Raw genomic sequence first — 19,155 nt, 5'->3', positions numbered from 1 at the left:
AATCAATTTAACCAAGACCAAAAAATTCTATTTATTTCAGGGTCATGCTTTTGCAATAACTCAAATAAGTAGTGTATAATAGCTTTTGTTTTCTTACACATTTCATTTGTGGGTCTAAAACCTATCATATCTCCTTGTTCTGACATATTACGAACAGGGTCAGCTCCGCAATAAGGTTGAAAAACACATTCAGCACAGACAGGCAAACATTCATTACAAGCAGAAGCAATGATATGATGTAGCAACTCTCCGTTAAACATTTCCTGATAAGTATTTTCGTTCACATTACCCAATCTGAAATAGTAGTTTTTAAAGCGAGCCATCATTCGTGCTTCATCCGAAACATACACATTGCCGTCATAATCATATATCACCCCTGCGATACCCACTCCTGCCGGAGATTGCAAATCAACAAATCCTGTTGCAAATGGGGTTAGCATTCTTTTTAGCAACAATGCAGCGAAACCCTCTACAAAGAAAATTCCTTGTTTATTCAATTCTATAATATAATTCAGTCCTTCTTTGTAATTCGCAATAAATTCTTCCACAGGATAGGCTATCTTATCCTTATATTGCTTTGCGAATCCATAAGGATTGAGAGAGCGTAGAAATATATTATTGAATCCCAATCTGATGTATTCGTCTATAATCTCCTTGAAACGTCCCAAACTATATTTGGAAGTAGTCATCAATGCAGAAACACACTCATTATTTCCCCATATATTTCTTATCATGGCAAGATTCTTCTCAAAAATGGCATGGTGGTCTAAATCCTTGTTTTGCAAAGGACGGTTCATGTCGTGCAAATCTTTAGGACCATCAAGAGAAGTGGAAATCATACATTTATGTTTCTTCAAATACTGCACCATATCTTCATTAAGTAGAGTAAGGTTAGTACAGATAACAAAATCCAATTCTCTTTTCTTGAACAAGTTTTGCCATTCAGCTTCTTCGATGATATACTTTACCATATTGAAGTCTGTCGACGGGTCTCCACCTTGAAATTCTATTTTGATACAAGGCGATGGAGATTGAAATATGGTTTTCACTACATTCTTTGCTGTCTTTTTAGTCATATCAGCAGAATGGTCATCCATATTCTTACGGGCAACCTGACAATAAATACAGCTTGAATTACAACGTAGCGTTGGTACAATCATGTGTAACGAAGTGAAATCACGCAAGATGCTTTTCTTCGTTCTAAACTTGGTGGCAAGCATCTGTACCACATCTTCGACCTTGTCAGTTGTTGCTATTTGTTTGGAAGCAAGGTCATAGAATAAATCACTATGTTCATCCAACTCGCCATTAACAAAGGCGTGAAAATCGTCATTTGCCAAGAAGATGTATTCTCCAACTTCATTTGTCAGAAGATATTGATTATCATTGAATCGTTCAAAACGAAACGGTAGTAATTGATAAGCCATAATTCATCATTTTGTTACAGGTTTGAACGCTTCTTGAACTATCATATTACGAATATGCCCAAACTGTGCATTTGTATTATATCGAATCTGTTGGTCTATCAGCTCATTGCAAAATTGCTTAGGAACGTCTTCCGCAACCTTGCTGTTGTCTTTCGACTCAAAAATAACATTCACAAGAGTTTGGTTACAAGTATCCGTTTGCTGGTGGATATAAAACAGGTGGGAAAATTTATAGATAGCTGCTGTTATAACTTCTTTGGCATACAGGCTCGTATCTACAGAAACTTGGAACTTATCTGCTGCAAGCTCCACAATAGGAAATTTAATCTCTGCCATAATCGTACATATGTCTTTGGCAGCCCTCAAAGACCCTTTATTGATGCACGAAGCGTGAACTGCAATGCAACCACATCTAAGTTGGAGGTCGTAGGAAACCTTTAGTACGGATGTAGTAATAGCAGCCCACGCTATAGCGTGAGAACCACTATGCCTTCTCTCGTACTAAGTCCGAAATTTCCTACGTTTCCAACTTACAAGATAAGCATAACGCTTCTTCTTTTTCTCGTATGTCTTGGAAAGGGTTTCCCCAATCCGAATACAAAAGTACAAAAAATCCGTGATAGTTGAATGTTATAACACGGACTTTATTTTGATTTACAATCTAATATCTCGATTTTGTTTCCTTGTCGGCACTCCCAATGCTTCCATAAACTCGTCTTTCTTTCGTCTGAACCAGCTTACGTGTGAAACACCGTCTATCTTGAAATCATAACTTCCGCTTTCATTCTGCTTGATGGAGCAAACGGAATGTTTGGCTTCAAAGTTTTGGTTGAACTCCGAAGAATAGAAGCTGCCACTTACAGTTACATTCTTGAATTCACAAAGTTTTCTGATGGTGCTATCCTTGAATCTCAAACGGTCACGCAAGAATTTAATGGTCGGCATCAGTTTTTCCACATAAGGGAAGTAGCGTTTGACAAAATCCACAAACTCAGACAGTTTACTGTTCTGCTGTTCATAAGCTGTTTTTATCTCTTGTATCTGCTTGGCTTGTTGATGCTCCCTCTGTCGGGCTTCCTCTTCAAGTTCAAGTATGCGGTCTTGTAAATCCTCGTTCCTGCATTCCAATGCTTTCACCTTGTTACTCCCGAAAAGAGAAACCACACTTTCGGCTATGTTGGTTGCTGCTGTTGTAGCTGCGCCTTTCAGCTTCTCGGTCTGCACCTCTTTCTTGGCTCGTTTGAGTTCCTCCTGCGCCTCGGCTTTCTTTTCCTGCAACAGTCTGGTTTCGGTTTCAAGGGTTTCATTTTTCTTTTTCAAGTCCCGATAATACTGCATGGTGGTGGTGTGCCGTGCTTCCGAACCCCGTACCCCACGTTGCAATCCGTATTTCGTCATCACCCTTGCGTAATTGTCGTGGTAGGCAATCAAGGTCTGGCGGTTGAACAGGTCATCGGCACACAAACGGACGGAATTTGTTTTCTTGCGGTACTTGCGCTTACCGTCCGTATGTTCTTTCTTGGCTTTGCGCCTTTCACCCGTCACGATGGGAACAACGGCTGCGTGGATGTGCGGAGTCTTCTCGTCCATGTGCAGATGGGCGGCAACCACATTGTCTTTGCCGAATGTGGCTTGCAGCCATTGGATGCTGTCGCTGCACCATTCATCGAGTTCGCCTTTTTCCTGTATGTTCATCATGTCCTCGTGCGTACCCGACAAAACCACCCGGACAACACGGACTTGGTCGTGTGTGATTTTCCGTTTGATGCCTGCCGTGTTCAACCTGTGGGCAATCGCTTCATCCCTGCCGTGAACGCCATCGGGGTATTCGACAAGCACCCTGTTCAGATGTGTTCTTGTCGGGTCTGCATTTTTAGGTATTATCTTTCTCTCTATATGGTCGGACTGCGTGGTGTCCGATGTACCCTTTGCTTTCTTAATGTCCAATGAAAAATATCCCATATCATTACTGTTTTTGCGGTTATCGTTATGTTTCTTCTCTCTGCCTGTGGCATCGGCTCACAGGGTTTATTATGCAAATGAACCATTGCAGCACTCGGCATAATCCAAACGAGTTTGGCTTCTGCTCTCGTTTGCACAGGGTTTCCAAAGGGATTTCCCTTTGGCTCGATAGGGTGTTTTTAGCGTTACGGAGTAATGCGTGAAGAAAACGCCCTATTGAGCTATGGTATTTCTGTCTAAATACCTTGGGAGAGCGGACGTGCATATTACAGATGAAATCCCCCTTTCTTTTTCGGTGGCTGCATCATCCGCCTTGCGGATTGGACTTGCTTCTTCTCCTTTATCGGCTCTGCCGATTGGGACAAGGGCTTACCGCACAGGTAGTCGTTCAAGTCCTTATAATCACGATAGTACATTGACTTGTCAAGCAGCCGTTCCCCAAACTTCTCTTTCAGCTTCTTGCAGGTGTTCCGTCCTGCCGTGTCGTTGTCAAGGAAACAGCCGACTTGGGTGTAGGTTTCCAATAAGCTTTCCGCTTTCGCAAGATTGGAAACGGAGTTCAGTATGACATAGTCCTGTGTGTCCAATCGCGGGTGTTGCGGATTGTTTCTTACTCGGATGGTAAGGAATGAGAGGTAATCCATGAACCCCTCGAACAGGTAACACATACATCGTTGTCCGTCCTGCTGTCGGATATGGGTGATGTCTTTCGGGGCGACACATCCCTTGAAGTATCTGTTGCGCACTTCATATCCTCCTGCCATGTTCGGAAAGCCGATGGCAAAATAGGGTTTGTCGGCATTCATAAACCGAAGCTCCCTGCATTCTCTTTTGGCAAGTCCGATGTTTATTCCCCTTTCTTGCAGATAGGCTATAAGAGCAGGAGAGGACAACTCACCAACCCTTAATCCCTGATAAGGCTGATTGTCGGAATGCTGTCTGCCAAAAGAGAACGATGCAGGGCGGATGTATGCTGTCCGCTCCTCTATGCGTTTCAGCAGATAGGCTACATCTTCCGAATAGTAAAGTTCCGCTGCCAATGCGAGGATGTTTCCGCCTTTGCCGATGCCGAAGTCATACCATTTTTCAAGCTCAGTGTTTACCTTGAACGATGCGTCCGTTTCTTCCCGTAGCGGTGATTTATACCACAGGTTCTTGCCTTGTTGCTTTACAGGCGTATAGCCCAGACTTTGCAGATAGTCTGCCAGTTTGATTTGCTTTACATCTTGGATTGTCATATTACATACGGTTTTGAAGTTGATGAAAATTTGTTGATTTGATGAACTGTTGATGTAATATGTTTATATACAGACCTGTAAACTTTCAACATCTTCTCAACAAACCGCTCGCCAAAAGAGAAATCCACAAACGGGTGTCGGTGGTCTCTCAACTTCTCTTTTGGCTTGTTGAGATTTTGTTGAGAATGTATATCGTTTATTGTCATTGTATTTATACCCATATTCAACAATTCAACAGAAAAATGATAGTATTACAGGGATTCGAGTTGCTCCCTTGTGACGGTGTAGAAGCGTCCCACCCTCTTTATCGGCTCATAGTGACAACTTCTGTTGTAATTGCCCTGATAGGTGGTGTAGGTAAGCCCGTTTGGTGCAGGTGTTAGTTTCCAGCACTCCTGCACCACCTTACGCACTTGGTGCTTTTCCGCCTTTACCTGCGAGTGCACCAGCAGTACGACAAGGTCGTTAAGGCAGAATGAAACGCTATCCACATCCATTGCAACCATAATGTCAAGCAGCAGTTCCGACATCTCTATCTCCAGCCGATTGCGGTTGCCACGGATAATCTTCTGCAAGGCTTCTGTATGCAGCAATGTGGGGTTGAACCACATCCGGCTTTCCTTTTCGGTGGACAGTTTTCTGTGTTGCAGGAAATGGAGAAAGGCGGGTATCTCCGCTTTCAGCTTTTGCAGGAAGTCGGTATCATCGGACCGCAAGCGGTCTATCTTGCGTACCCAATAGCGTGTTTCCCCTGCGTCTATGATTACGGGCAGATGCTCGTTGTTGGAGCACAGCACGAATTTGGCGAAGAACGCAATCTCGTCACGGTCTTTGCCTTTGGCTTCTACCTTGTAGGAAAGTGTGGTGCTGAGGTTCTTCAACCGTTCGCTGTCCTCCCTGCGGTTGAGCAACACCTCATCCACCACGATAAGGAGCTTACCGGCCCAATCGGAATTGAACTGGCTGCGGAAATCCTCGTTGGTGTTGAAAGTCACGTTGTTCTGGAAAAGGGCTTTCAGAAAGTTCAGGAAGGTGCTTTTGCCCGTGTTGCGTTCTTCCGACACCAACAGCAAGATAGGCAACTTCTGAATCGGTTGCAGGTAGAGCAGTTGCAGATAGTCCATCCCCAACTCGTATTGTTCCCCGAAGATGTGCCGTACCAAAGATTGGATATGCGATAAATCGCCCTCCTGCGGTCGGTGGTCTATCGGTTCGTAGAGGTTAAGGAACTTGCCGACCACGGAACGGTAGCCGATGTGTTCGGGTACGGTGCAGAAGCCGTCATACTTGGGAACGCTGCCGATGTAATCCTTGCCGTAATCCTGTCGCAGGGTCTCGTTGTTCCATGCGATGCGTTTCTTCACATACCCTCCGTTCAGTCTCGGTTGCTCCACAATCTTGTAGAGCGTTGTCCCGACACGGATAAATTCTTCCTTTGCCATGCCGCCATCCGATGGCGGTCTGTGGCTGTCCTGTTGTTCGATAGCTGACATAATCAAATGGTTTTAAGTTTGAAAATTACCAGCTGCAAAAATATAATCAATTATCGGATAGGTTGTTATGCAAAACACGGCAGAATGGTGACAAATAGCCCCCGAAACAAAAACTTTCAATGGCTTGGGGCAGGAAACGGGTTGTGCAAACGGAAAAACTCCCGAAAAGCAAATGTCGGATTACGCTTTTCGGGAGAAAAAATCAGAGCGTCTGTCGTTCTGTCGTACTGACTTAATGAATTACTGACTTACCGAGTGAATAATGTCAGGCATTCAGCTACGAGAAGTATTCGGATTTGGATATACCGTTGGTATTCAGCGAGAAAAAGATGCTTGTTTTCTCTTTTCGCAGGTACAGTCTTTCAAGAACAGCATTGCGTACCCGTTCCGCTCCGAATGTGCCGATATGGAAAGCGAGGGTAACTATCGCTTCAAGGTTGTAAACCTCCATACAGCAATTATCGGATACCCGTATGCTTCGCCTTATCCCGTATTCCCTTAAAATTCCGCTCTTGCAAAGAGCCTTCAGCCCTGCACGGAATGTCGGGGCGGTTACTCCGAACAGGTCGCAAAGTTCCCATTCGCTCATGGCGGTTGCGCTAATGTCGGTCGGCAAGGTGATGTTGCCGTTGCCGTCCGTTGTGATGATGCTTCGTTTCATGGCTATGCTTGGTTATGGGGTTACACTTCCGAACGATGCGTTCAGCTTGTTGCCGAACATCGTCAGGTCATTGTCAAGTTTCTGTGTGGTTATCTTCGCATAGATTTGAGTCGTGACAATGTTCGTGTGTCCCAGAACACGGCTCACGCTTTCAATGGGCATCCCCTTGCTAAGAGCCAGTGTTCCAAACGTATGACGTGCGCAATGGTAGGAGATTTGCTTCTCTATTCCGCATTCCGCCATTACCTTTTTCAGTTGTTTGCACATCGTCCAATAGTTGATTTTCCCGAAAACCAGCTTGTCTTCCGACAGATACTTGTACCGTTCGATTATCTGCAAGGGAATATCAAGCAGCTTCACTTGGAACGGGACATTTGTCTTGTGCCGTTTCGACAATATCCATTTCTCGCCGTTCACCTCCACTATTTCGTCCGTTGTGAGTTCTTTCATATCCACGAAAGACAAGGCGGTGAAGCAGGCGAAAATGAACAGGTCTCGCACCAATGCGAGGGTGGGGTTGTCAAACTCGTGCGCCATGATTCTTTTGATTTCGTCCTCTGTCAGATATTCCCGTTCCTTAACATTCGGGCTGATATGGAACTGCGCAAACGGATTTCTCGGTATCAGTCCGTTATAGTGCGCACGCATGACCACGCCTTTCAGCCACATGCAGTTCAGCCAGATGGTGGCGTTTTTCAGTCCCCGTTCAGCCGTAAGATAAGCCGCAAACTCCTTGATGAAGTCGGGCGTAAGTTCCAGCATGGACATGTCCGTCCGTCTGTAGAATGACTTGATAAAGGCTGCGACATAGTTCCTTGCCCTTACCATTACCTTGTATGTGCCGATGCTGCGGTCTTTGCCGACACGTTTCAGGAAGTTGGCGCAATCCTTGTCAAAAGCCTTTATCAGTGTCTCATACTCGCTTCCTACCCCTTGGTAGGCATTGCGCACCATTTCAGCCGTTACGTATGCCTCTCGGTCGGATATGCGCTGATAGTGCTTGATGATTTGCGCCTTGATGTTGTCCAATGCCAGATTGATGTTCCGTGCTTCGGCACTCTTGCCTTTGGCTCGGTTGCCTTTCGCATCCCAAAGGGTTTTCGGGATGGTCTGCTTGCAACTGAACTGCGCCACAGTACCGTTGATTGTCACTCGTCCCATGATGGGGACAATACCGTCTTTCTCCTTGCTGCCGTTCACGTAGAACAGCACTTTGAATGTACTTCTTGCCATACTCGTTTTTTTGTTTGCAAAGTTAAATATCAACGAGTTAGACCTTGATACGCAAATCGGTGACAAACGGTGCAATAGCATCTCTCATATGTTAAATCTTACTCTTTCACGGGTAATGATTTGCAAACCATTCTTCTTCTTAAATCCGCTTTTCTTTGCGTTTTCCGATTCTTCGGCTTGTCATTATTTGACACCGTAACAACTCTGATATTAAGTCGTTTAGCGCCATTTCTCCCGTTTTTCGAGGTTATTCCAGAGATTTATTGATTTCTTGTGCCAGGTTTGCAGCTAATTTAGGTAAGAATAAATCAATTTCTATATTGTCAACAAATGCTTTCAAGTCCTCAGCATAAGTTGCTGCACGCTTTACAATATCGTCAATTTTACTGGCAAGCTCCTGTATCTTCTTATTGAGGGCAGAAGCTTCCTGGGCACCGTCTTTTGCTCGTTTATATTCCACTTCTACCGACGCAAGATACTTATATTTTGCATCTTGTTCCGCTATACACGTATTTAAGTCTGCGGTCAGCTTGTCTTTTTGTGCGCATAGTTCATTATATTCCTGGGCTTCTTTTTCTGCTTCAAGACGTTGTTGAGCCCATTCCTGTTGTAGCTTTTCAGCAGCACGCTTTAACTGAAGGTATTTTTTGAAGCCCAATACATTCTCAAAATTATCACGAATGGTTTGGGCAAATACATTTTTCTTCAGCAGTTCACTCGATTGCATTGCATCAAACAGGAAATACTGGCTCAGTTCCTGAGGCAGATTGGCTTTGATGATTTTATTGATTTCCTGTTCTGCTTTTACCCGGTCTTTGGGAGTAGTCATTGTACCGTAAACATACATGTTACCGTTCATGTTCAGCGATACGCTTTCCAATGGCTTTCCTTGCGGATTTAACTGATAAACACGCTTTAATATGTACTTCTGTTGCTGACCGAGTACTTTCCCTACAAATGTTATCTGTAAGGAAATCTCAGGTTTGGCTGTGTTTAAGGCTCCCTGATTGAGCAATTCCATGAAATGCTCTTTGTTTTCAATTTTCAGACCATAAAGAGCTCCGCTTATGGCCTCGAATAAAGTAGTCTTACCGCCACCATTTGCACCGCCAATCAGAATAATAGGGCGATCGTCATCGACTGTCAAATCCAGATCAAGTGACAAGTAAGTCTTATAATTGCTTATTTTAATTCTCTGTATCAGCATAATCGTATTTATTGACGTATTTTTTGGATTGCATTACGGATGATGTCTTCCGTTTCATTATCACTCATTTCTATCACGTCAACCTTCTTGGCATGATAGGCCTTCAGAATATCTTCACTTAACCAGTCAAAATCTACACCTTCCGCTTCACAGATTGCTTCTATCATAGCTAAATCATCTTTGCGGATGCCGTAGTGAACAAATTTCGGATCTATACCTTTAGCCATAATCTTTATGCGTTTTCAGGATAAAAAGCATCCCAGTTTAACAAATCAGTAGTATTCTCAATAGGTAGTTTGGAATATAGCCAGTTACTTCCATCTTGAATGATAACTCCTCCATAAAGAGGTGTATCTTTAGTTGAATATTCCTGGATATATTGCAACAAGGCATTATGTTTCTCCGGAGCAGTTACATCACTTCCGGCACTTTTCGTATCGAAAAGATATACATGTCCATTCTTCATACGGATAACGAAATCAATATAAAATAAAGATTTTCCGTATGCAATGGCATAATGTTGTTTTCCTTTGTCCCCATTCTTATACCACCAGTCAATCCATTGTGAATGTTCTTCCAAATATTTCACAAATTCCTTCTCCGGATTAGAAGCTTCGTTAAGTTGTACGAATGGCAGCAAAGCATGATTATTTGCTGTTTCGATATGGTTAGTCTCGCTGTCATATACTCTTTCTTCCGGAATTTCCCAGTTGTATTGTTTTAATTCTCTGGCTGCCGCAGATCTTTTCTTTGCTCGCTCTCTTTTACGGGCATATGTTTCTAAGGCAGTGTCCAGTAAACGGTCAAATTTGGGTCTGTTATCATAATAAAGAACGACCTTCTTGGCATCTGTATCGAAAATTCCAAAATAGTCGGCGAGCATTTCAAGCAGATAGTTGGCTATTTTATCGGCTCTACCTTTACTCTCAAATTGATGTCCCTTACCGCTTATATATGCCATAAATACACGGTCTATTTCAGATGCTTTACGGGCAAAGCGCACTTGATCTACTTTCAATATCTGTTCTTCATTCTGGAAGTGTACATCTTTCGGAATCTCCACATTGATTGTCTTGACATCCAAACGAATTGAATTCTTTACCCGTCTTCTGTTTTCATTTACTAAATCGTCATCACTTTCTGGCAACGGAGTAAATTCATCATTATCATTTCTTAAAGCGGCCAATTCAGCGATAGAAAACAATCCGGCACCTCTTTCCAGTTTCCAGAATTCATCAGCCACTTCATACAATGTTTTTTTGAAGTCGGGTCCTAAATAATTTCTTTCCACATTAGGGCGTTCTGAATAGTAAGCCGGTAGAGATACATTCTCAAGATTTTCACGTCTGCATGCCCTAATCGTATTTTTCAAGATATAGTCGGAATCGGCTGTGACAATCTGAATTTTATCTTTTGCAATGTCGGTATAAACATAACCGATATTAAGCTGTTCTTTCGGATAATGTTTCTGTTCCGGCATTCTCAGAATACGTCCTACAGTTTGTATCGTAAACTGGTCGCTTTGCAATTTTCTGAAGATTAGCAGTACAGCTGCACGAGGGCAGTCCCAACCCAAAGCAATTGCTTCTTTGAATAGCAATACTTGCGTCATATTATCGGGACGTTCCAGTCCGGCGAGATTCTCTTTTTCGTTGGCGAGCCATACGGCCAATAATCCATTTTCGGCGGTTATCCCGCATATAGCTTCCAAATAGGTTTTCACCTGTTCTGCGATAGCTTGATCTTCCGAAGTCATGGTTTCCTTCACATCGTTGGGCAGCTGGATAAGTAATAGGGGATTGATTTTGACGCCCAATTCCTGATAAAGCTCAGCCAACTGATTACGTTTTGCCAATGCCGCCTTAATCAGATTTTCGTTCAGTGTGCGTTCTTCACTGAAATCCAGTTCTATATCAGGATTCAGCACGACTTCTTTCTTAATCATTTCAGCCGCAATAACATCCTGTCGGTAAACTTTTACTTTTTCATCAGGATGAAGTGTCTTGGGAGTGGCCGAAATACGCAGTTCTACAGCCGGATTGATACGTTCCAGCACTGCTGCCGATTTATCGGCAGTTTTTGACCAAAACATGTGTTCCTCGTCTATGATGGCAACAATGGGCAAATCGTATTCTTCTTGTGTCCGTCGTGCAATTTCATACAAAGAAGCAAAGCTTTCGTTTTCGCGTACCATGACATTACTTTCTTTGTTCACACTTTCCCAGTTGACAAACAATATTTCTCCAGGTTGTATGCCTTCACTCTGGTCAATCTCGTCAAACATTACAGGCCGAAGTTTCCGTGTTTCGCCAAAGGCATTCTTTAAGCTGGCATAACTTTGCAGGTGAAGTTTACGAGGTGCAAACCAAATATAGGCAACTTCCTGATAACGGCTGTCACCACGTTCTTTCAATTCGTCGGTTATATTTGCCAAAGCCTGACAGGTCATGACCGTTTTTCCCGCACCTGTTGGCGCTTCAAACACAATTTTGTGTCGTTTTCCACCGAGGTTTAACAGACGGATCGTTTTATCTGTCAGTTCATTGATAGCGTTCTGCTGGTATGGTATATTTTTCATTATTCCTTTTTTATTTTAAGTGTTTATTATGGAATTACCTTTTTCCAGAAGCAATTATTCGAAAATTTCGAATAACTTAAACCACATATCATGTTTCTATCTGATATATGTTTATGCTTCCTCATCGTATTCAAAGTTCAACATTCCATCAAACAGGTCTTTATCTTCTTGAGTGCTTGCCAGCGCATCTTCTTCCGGCATGACTACTGCATCCTTTTTCTTTGGCAAGATTCTTCGGTAAGTATTGTAGATGGCTTGTGGCAGAGCACATAGTTCCACCTTGTCACTGACATCATCAAACGAACCTTCCCAAGGGTCTTCACTGGGTGAGAACACATAAACTTTTATTGGTTGAGGTATGTTCATATCATAGATTATATCAACCAACTCATCGATGGCTTCTTCACGATAAATAATAAGCATTTGCTTTTTCCCGTCATCGAAATAGCGGAAAACATTTTTATAAGTCTTCTGACCTCCAAAGGTATTTTGCTCCGTATAGAGGTTTTCCTTGATACAAAGCATATCTGTAGCAAGATTAACAAGTTTCCTCATATTTTGCATCGAGCGACTGCGACCAACAAATCCGGTACGGTAGTAGCGGAGATTGTTTTTCGTTAATCCCGGAACTTCTTCGTTGTTGAGATCTGTATATCCATTAATTACTAACTGATTTCTTTTATAAGTGATATTTTCACAAATATTGTTTTCATTATTTGTTATGAGGATGCATTGACGATTTCCTCCATCTTCTGCATTAAGTTGCATAGTCGCATGAAGTGTAGTACCACTTCCAGAAAAGAAATCAAGAATATAATTTGCGCTATTATGTGATATAAGTTCTTTTATTAAACTTAATGGTTTTGGGTTTTGAAAAACATCCTTTTCTCTAAAAATATTGGTCAATAAATTACTGCCATCTCCAGTTTCTCCAACATTATATAAGATACTTCTACTTTTTTGAGTCTTTGTTTTGACTTCGGTTTCACTATAATAGTCTTTTTCATACGGTATCCCATTTTTCCATTCTATTAAATTGTCTTTTATTAAAGTTTGCATTTTCTTTACCCCGACTCTCCATCTTCCAGCTTTTCCATCAGGAGCCACTGGATAAAAATCTTCACCGTCGGGATTCTTAATAGGAAAATACATGGAAGGTCTATCTTCTTTATGAGCTGAACTACCCCATTTTTCTAATTTAATGAGATTATAAGATCCTTTTTCATCTTGGTATTTGTAATTTTTTCTGGATTTCTCAATTTGAATATCTTTCCAACAAAATTTATTGGTTGCTTGATAAACTAATATGTATTCATGTTCTGTTACAAAGTATCTGTCCGTTTGTCCACCTCCACTTTTCTTTCTCCATATAAATTGTCCACAAAAATTTGATGGCATAAATATACTATCACATAATATTTTTAAATCTGCTTGTTCATTATCATCAATCGAAATGAATATTACTCCATAATCAGATAGTAATTTTTTTGCTATTCTCAGACGACGACTCATAAATGACAACCATTTAGAATGGCGATAAGAATCTTCTTTGTCTACATAGCTATCATTATATATAAAATCATTATTACCTGTATTATATGGGGGATCTATATAGATTATATCAATTTTACCCTCATGCGTATAAGCTAAGGTAGCAAGGGCTTCCAGATTATCTCCTTCAATCAGAATATGGTTTGGTGCATCTTTATCTTCACTGATAATGGTACGTTCCGGCACCTCTGTCAAGATAGGCAGTTCATCACGAAGACGTTCTTCTACGACTTCGGGCTTATCTTCCCATACCAAACCATAAGTTTTATTCTCTCGCAGCAAACCTAACAGGGCACTACGTTCCTTATCGGTCAGTCCTTCTAAAGTGTTGACACGTTTTATAAGATTGGCTCTATCATTACTGTTCATAACATTACTTGGCTTTACTGTTTTTGAATTCTGACTAACTGAACATCGTCACGTGTAGAGTTCAGCAGTTCTTTAATATCTACATCCAGAACACGTGCTATCTCCAACAGTGTTTCTAGTCCGGGTTGTGATGTGTTTGTACACCACTTTGATACCGTGGCAGGGTCCTTGCCCAATTGTTCGGCCAACCATTTGTTGGTCCGCTTCTTCTCCACAAGCACAACCTTGATGCGGTTTATGTCTTTTTCTTTTTCCATAAGGATTTTCTTTCATTCCATGCAAAGATAAGAAAGCCTATCTATTTTTCATCATTTCAATAGGACTATTTGCAATAAGATTTGCGAATTAGTTCAATTATATAGACTAAAAAGATGCAAAGTCGCAAACTATGCTTATTTTTGTAGAAACATTAAACAGAGTTATAATATGACAACTATTTATTTTGACCAATTTGCTATTAGTGGAATGTCTGAACCCACCAATAATTTATGGTATCAAATTCGTAATATTCTATTTGATCTAAAAAGTCAGAATAAAATATGCTGTTGCACTTCTCCAGAAACAATTTTCGAAACATCGCAAAGGCATTGTATGGGTGTGATTGATAACTATGCTATCATTTCAAAGTTATTAGATAATTGTTATCTGAATGATATTAGAACCATTATTTGTCAGCAAATAGCAAAAGATATTAAAGATATTGAATCCAACCCATTCTTATATGTTAATCATAATTTTACTTCGAATGAATTTAATTCTAGCTTGAAAAAAGTTATTCAATATGAATTCGATTCTAAAGATATTCCTTCTTTTCCCATTGAAATGTCTGATAAGCAAATTACATGTTTTGTAAAAATATTGTATGATAATAGGAAAAGAATGTTTTTTAACTCGATTGAATCGTATATTACTGGTAATCAATCAAATGATATCTACGCTGAAATTTGCCGAATTTTGGTGGAGCAGTTTGATTTTACTAAATTTGATTTTCAAACCTTATTAAATAATATTCAATACGGTGACTTTCGTTGCTGTCCTACATTGAGAATTCAAAATCTGTTAGAACCATATATCTTCGTTTCAGAGAAAGAAGTAAAAAACAATATAACTTTTAAGAATGACCTTTTTGATATAAGGAGGATATCATCGGCTATACCATATTGTGATATACTACTTTGCGATAGTAAATGGAAAAACTGTCTTAGAAAATTAAATATAGATGACGAGTATAATATCAAAGTTTTTTCTGCAAAGTCGGTTGATTTGAAAGAATTTGAGAGCTATTTATCCAGTCTGTAAATAGAAAATAAGAAGTAACAATATTATTTTATACGATTGAATTTCCTTAGTCATTACAACATATTCCTATTTTAAGGGGTCTCTAGGAATTTCGCATCAATAATTAAAATATAGATTTAGTCATATTTATCCTTGGGTTTTAAAGAATATCAGTGGTGTATCTGTCTTATATTGCTAATTATATAGGACTTCTGCTGAGCACATTATACAGTTACACGCTGGAGCTTCGACCAACGCCAGAATTCGCTTTATAAAATATTCTGTATTTCTAGCACAATCTGCTTTTTATCCATATCTTTCCTTGGAAGTTTAGTAATATATTATATTGTTTGCGACCTTTTAAAGGTATAAGCATAGAAAAGAAAAAGGAGAGGAAAATCCGAGGGCACTGAAAAAGTTCCCCACTTGTAATAAGTCTCTCCCTAATACACAAAAAATAGATTGTGAATCCTTTTTCTTTGGGTTCCCAATCTATTTTTATTTTTCAGCTTTTGTGCCACCTATGCAGCCATCTATCTTCTTTTTTGATGGTTGTTTGGCTAAAAATGGATTTTCTGCCTGTTTCTGTAGATACTAATTGAAAAGTGCACCAATATTCCAATTGAAAAGTGCGCCGCCATAGGATAAGTATAATGACCTTTGTATCATCCAAATACAAAGGTAAAATGAAGACTATGGTAGAAAGACAATCAATAATACACATGTATAGAGTATGCGGTTATAGCAAACGGCGTATCTCTCGTGAACTTCATGTCAGCCGTCATACCGTTGACAATATTCTTTCAGAATACGAATCAGCCATCCGTACTGATAATCCGGAAGAGGCTTTGAGTGATTTGCTTACCGTCCAGCCCAAGTATGACAGTTCCAAACGCCGCCCTCGCCGCCTTACACAAGAGATTAAGGACGAGATCGGGTTTTGCCTGAAGAAGAATGCCGTTAAGGTAGCTACGGGGCTTCGCAAGCAGCGCATGCTGAAGAAGGATATCCACCAGTTTCTGTTATCCAAAGGATATACCATCAGTTATGCCACAGTGTGCAGTTATATAAAAAATATAGAGTCATACAAAGAGAAGAAAAAGAGCGAAGCCTTTATCCGGTTGTTCTATGAGCCGGGATGCATTGTTGAGTTTGACTGGGGTGAAGTCCTTCTTTTTATTGACGGTGTCAAGACCAAGTTTTATCTGGCCGTATTCACTTTCGGGCATAGCAATGGCAGATACGCCTACCTTTTCAGGCATCAGAATACGCTTGCCTTCATGGAATCCCACCGCAACTTCTTCAGGGATATACATGGTGTCCCCGCCATGATGGTCTATGACAATATGCGTGTAGCCGTCAAGAGCTTTGTCGGTGGTGACAAGAAGCCTACGGAAGCCCTGATGAAGATGTCCGGTTTCTATTGTTTTGAGTACCGTTTCTGTAATGTACGGGCCGGATGGGAGAAAGGGCATGTGGAACGCAGCGTGGAATATGTCAGGAGGAAAGCTTTCTGCCTGACTGACCATTTCAATGACATACGTTCCGCCCAGGAGCATTTGAACCGAATGTGTACGCAGGTCAACAACGAGCAGGGCAGTCTTTCAACAGCGGAGAAATCATCGCGTCTGGAGGCTGATTTGTCATCGCTGAAGCCTTTTCCCGGCAACCTTGGCTGTTTTGAGGTCAATGAGTACATCGTGGACAAGTGGTCGACTGTCAGCATGAAAAATGTTCATTATTCCGTACCTGATTCCCTTGTAGGAGAAAAAGTACATGTCAAGGTCTACAGTGAAAAAATCGTCATCCTGTACGGGAAGGAGAAAGTGGCCTCGCACCAACGCAGTTATTGTGGTGGCGACTGGTGCATCAAGCTGGAGCACTACTTGCGTACACTTTCCCGTAAACCGGGTGCATTACCTCATTCTGTGGTCTGGCAAAGAGCACCGGAAGAACTGAAAAGACTGTATGACAGCTATTTCAAGAATGACAACAGGGCATTCGTCCTGCTGCTGGACTATGCATGGGAAAATGGTTTTTCCGGGACAGACATCATCAGGGCATGCAGGGAACTGACCGGACGTGGTGTCAGAAAGATATCTCCGGAACAGGTAAAGGCCATGTTGCATGGCAACGCACAGGAAGAGATGGAAGAATCCATGGAGTCGCCTGTTCTTCCGGCACAACAAGAGAATATAGAAAGAGAAGCCGTGGATATGCTTGAAGGCATTACGGCACTCATGACAGGATACAATGAAGCGCATGATATAATACCAACCATTTAAGTTTATAATATATGAAATCAGAAAAAGAAACCATTTATGACTATGCGACAGAACTGAAGCTGCTGGCCTTCAAAGAGGAACTGGAATACACCCTTTCATTGGCAGCCGGAGAAAACTGGAGCCATTTGCATTTCTTGACCGAATTGCTTGGAAAGGAAAGTGTCAGAAGAAGGGAATGTAGAAGAAAATCAAGGATAAAATCTGCGGGATTCCCACAAATGAAGTATCTGCATGAACTTGTCATGGAAGACATGCCCAAAGAGGCACAGATAATATTGCCTGAATTGGAAACACTGGACTTCATCAGGGAGGGAAGAAACATAGTCCTGTATGGAAATCCGGGGACGGGAAAGACTCATATTGCTACGGCTTTAGGAATAAAGGCCTGCCAGCAGGATTTTACCGTATTGTTTACTTCAGTCCCTGTCTTGCTTACCCAGATAAGGGAAGCCAAATCCGCAAAGACACTGCGGGCGTTGCAATTACGGTTTGAAAAATACGATCTGGTTATCTGTGATGAATTCGGATATGTCAGTTGTGACAAGGAAGGAGGAGAACTGCTTTTTAACCACTTGTCCTTAAGGGCCGGGAAAAAAGCTACAATCATTACTACTAATTTGGCTTTTAACAGATGGAATGAAATCATAAAGGACAAGGTGCTTGTAGCGGCAATGGTCGACAGGCTTACACATAAAGCCTATCTGGTAAATATGACCGGACTCTCTTATAGGCTCAAAGAAACACAAAAAATGAGACAAGATAAATGAAGATTTTAAACTTATATGTAATTTTGTAACAAGTATGGATGGAGCTCTTTTCAATTAAAATACGGTGCACTTTTCAATTAGTATCTACAGCGTTTTCAAGGTCGGATTTAACGTGATAAGACGATTGAAAATAGCCTCCTTTGTCTCTTCTCTCAGCAGAAAATCGGCGATGTCATAACCTGCATCCCGTTCTTCTTTTGTCGCATTTCTTTCCATAAAATCGAAGAGAGAAACTTCTATTCCCAGGCTCCGGATCATCTCCATTTTACTATTCCAATAGTCGGTTGCCCCTAGGTCGGGGAATAGTAGAACACGTCGGTTTCTCAATACGCTCATGGCATCCCGATTGAATGCTCCGTTCTTTCCGCCCGAAGCAATCCAGAGGTATTGCGGCAGATAGAAGCTGGATATCAAAGCGCTTTTCTCACTCTCCACAAGGGCAACCGGACGCTGCTGGTCGGAGGACAAAAGGTGTTCACCAAACAGGCATTGCCGGAGATTGAAATTCTCTTTCTTCAAAAGGGAATGTACCCACGTGATGTAGTTGTATGGCTCTTTAATCCGTCTTCCGTTTTCAGGATTGTAGAGCATCACTTTTCCGGTGCGTACCCGTCCGGAAATATCCACCTGCCAGAAGACCGTAGCTCCAGGCCAATGCTTCGAGGTTCCCACATGGTAGCGTAACATCAGCTCTTCGGTAGCCTCCTGCCCGAAATGGAAACTCAGGAACTGAAACAGCTTGTTCGTGTGATACAGCTTTAGGGACTTCCTCATGATTTCCGGCTCAATGAATGAAGGCACAGGAGGCAGACTGATGCGTGGCTTTGACATCGGCACAAACTCTTCTCTCAATCGTTCCTTGGCCATCGGGTTCTCGTCAAAATACATTTTGGGCGTATAGTTGTAGCCGCATTTCTGTTCATGGTTGCATCGCCCTACATAATCGGGAAAACAGATTTGTTTTTCCGTATCGATGTATTTGGCGAAACAACTTTTACGGTGGCAGTTTGGGCATGTGTGCCGGGTGCTGACACCTTTGTATGGTTCTAATGTGAATCTGTAGTTCATTTTTCTTTCTGTTTGGATGTTACTATGCACATTTTCGC

Annotated in this window: 15 protein-coding genes and 1 pseudogene; 3 read left to right on the top strand and 13 right to left on the bottom strand. The window is 41.6% G+C overall.

The genetic code is table 11. The features are described from left to right. Positions 1 to 2 precede the first annotated feature (2 nt). The 12 genes and pseudogenes from hxsB to BDI_RS10670 form a co-directional block, all read right to left on the bottom strand. A complete protein-coding gene (gene hxsB, locus BDI_RS10725) occupies positions 3 to 1,427 on the bottom strand; it encodes a His-Xaa-Ser system radical SAM maturase HxsB (protein WP_011966719.1) in 1,425 nt (474 codons plus the stop codon). 6 nt (positions 1,428 to 1,433) lie between these two features. Beyond that, the gene (gene hxsD / locus BDI_RS10720; RefSeq protein WP_041525579.1) at positions 1,434 to 1,763 is read right to left on the bottom strand and encodes a His-Xaa-Ser system protein HxsD; all 330 of its coding nucleotides are present in this window, start codon (positions 1,761 to 1,763) and stop codon (positions 1,434 to 1,436) included. Positions 1,764 to 2,081: 318 nt separating this feature from the next. Further along, positions 2,082 to 3,389 carry a MobV family relaxase gene (gene mobV / locus BDI_RS10715; protein WP_011966717.1) on the bottom strand — a complete coding sequence of 436 codons (1,308 nt, stop codon included), beginning with the start codon at positions 3,387 to 3,389 and terminating at the stop codon, positions 2,082 to 2,084. Positions 3,390 to 3,655: 266 nt separating this feature from the next. Beyond that, positions 3,656 to 4,627 (bottom strand): toprim domain-containing protein, encoded by a 972-nt coding sequence (locus tag BDI_RS10710; protein WP_011966716.1) that lies wholly within the window; start codon positions 4,625 to 4,627, stop codon positions 3,656 to 3,658. A gap of 251 nt (positions 4,628 to 4,878) precedes the next feature. Further along, complete coding sequence (locus tag BDI_RS10705) at positions 4,879 to 6,120, bottom strand: primase-helicase family protein (protein ID WP_011966715.1); 1,242 nt, start codon at positions 6,118 to 6,120, stop codon at positions 4,879 to 4,881. 277 nt (positions 6,121 to 6,397) lie between these two features. After that, positions 6,398 to 6,781, bottom strand: coding sequence for a hypothetical protein (locus BDI_RS10700; protein ID WP_011966714.1), 384 nt, complete (start codon positions 6,779 to 6,781; stop codon positions 6,398 to 6,400). A gap of 12 nt (positions 6,782 to 6,793) precedes the next feature. Then, complete coding sequence (locus tag BDI_RS10695; protein ID WP_011966713.1) at positions 6,794 to 8,014, bottom strand: site-specific integrase; 1,221 nt, start codon at positions 8,012 to 8,014, stop codon at positions 6,794 to 6,796. A gap of 253 nt (positions 8,015 to 8,267) precedes the next feature. After that, positions 8,268 to 9,221 (bottom strand): annotated as a pseudogene (locus BDI_RS10690) (AAA family ATPase); the annotation flags it as partial. 8 nt (positions 9,222 to 9,229) lie between these two features. Further along, complete coding sequence (locus BDI_RS10685) at positions 9,230 to 9,448, bottom strand: DNA modification system-associated small protein (protein ID WP_005646242.1); 219 nt, start codon at positions 9,446 to 9,448, stop codon at positions 9,230 to 9,232. 5 nt (positions 9,449 to 9,453) lie between these two features. Beyond that, positions 9,454 to 11,799 carry a DEAD/DEAH box helicase gene (locus BDI_RS10680; protein ID WP_011966711.1) on the bottom strand — a complete coding sequence of 782 codons (2,346 nt, stop codon included), beginning with the start codon at positions 11,797 to 11,799 and terminating at the stop codon, positions 9,454 to 9,456. A 111-nt stretch (positions 11,800 to 11,910) separates the two neighbouring features. Next, positions 11,911 to 13,719: a site-specific DNA-methyltransferase gene (locus BDI_RS10675; RefSeq protein ID WP_011966710.1), complete on the bottom strand. Its 1,809-nt coding sequence runs from the start codon at positions 13,717 to 13,719 to the stop codon at positions 11,911 to 11,913. A gap of 14 nt (positions 13,720 to 13,733) precedes the next feature. After that, a complete protein-coding gene (locus BDI_RS10670) occupies positions 13,734 to 13,976 on the bottom strand; it encodes a helix-turn-helix transcriptional regulator (protein WP_005646253.1) in 243 nt (80 codons plus the stop codon). 169 nt (positions 13,977 to 14,145) lie between these two features. On the opposite strand from BDI_RS10670, the gene BDI_RS10665 reads away from it, so the two are divergent. From BDI_RS10665 to istB, 3 genes are all read left to right on the top strand, one after another. Next, the gene (locus BDI_RS10665; RefSeq protein WP_011966709.1) at positions 14,146 to 15,018 is read left to right on the top strand and encodes a hypothetical protein; all 873 of its coding nucleotides are present in this window, start codon (positions 14,146 to 14,148) and stop codon (positions 15,016 to 15,018) included. Between the two features lie 665 nt (positions 15,019 to 15,683). Continuing rightward, positions 15,684 to 17,282 (top strand): IS21 family transposase, encoded by a 1,599-nt coding sequence (istA, locus tag BDI_RS10660; RefSeq protein ID WP_011965960.1) that lies wholly within the window; start codon positions 15,684 to 15,686, stop codon positions 17,280 to 17,282. 11 nt (positions 17,283 to 17,293) lie between these two features. Continuing rightward, the gene (gene istB / locus BDI_RS10655) at positions 17,294 to 18,049 is read left to right on the top strand and encodes an IS21-like element helper ATPase IstB (RefSeq protein ID WP_011965959.1); all 756 of its coding nucleotides are present in this window, start codon (positions 17,294 to 17,296) and stop codon (positions 18,047 to 18,049) included. A gap of 84 nt (positions 18,050 to 18,133) precedes the next feature. Here istB and BDI_RS10650 read toward each other — a convergent pair whose 3' ends face one another. Then, positions 18,134 to 19,117, bottom strand: coding sequence for a DUF6371 domain-containing protein (locus BDI_RS10650; protein WP_011966708.1), 984 nt, complete (start codon positions 19,115 to 19,117; stop codon positions 18,134 to 18,136). Positions 19,118 to 19,155: the final 38 nt, after the last annotated feature.

This window comes from Parabacteroides distasonis ATCC 8503 (assembly GCF_000012845.1).
Classification (GTDB): domain Bacteria; phylum Bacteroidota; class Bacteroidia; order Bacteroidales; family Tannerellaceae; genus Parabacteroides; species Parabacteroides distasonis.
The sequence above is the reverse complement of the archived record's forward strand: the minus strand, read 5'-3'. Positions and strand labels throughout refer to the sequence as shown.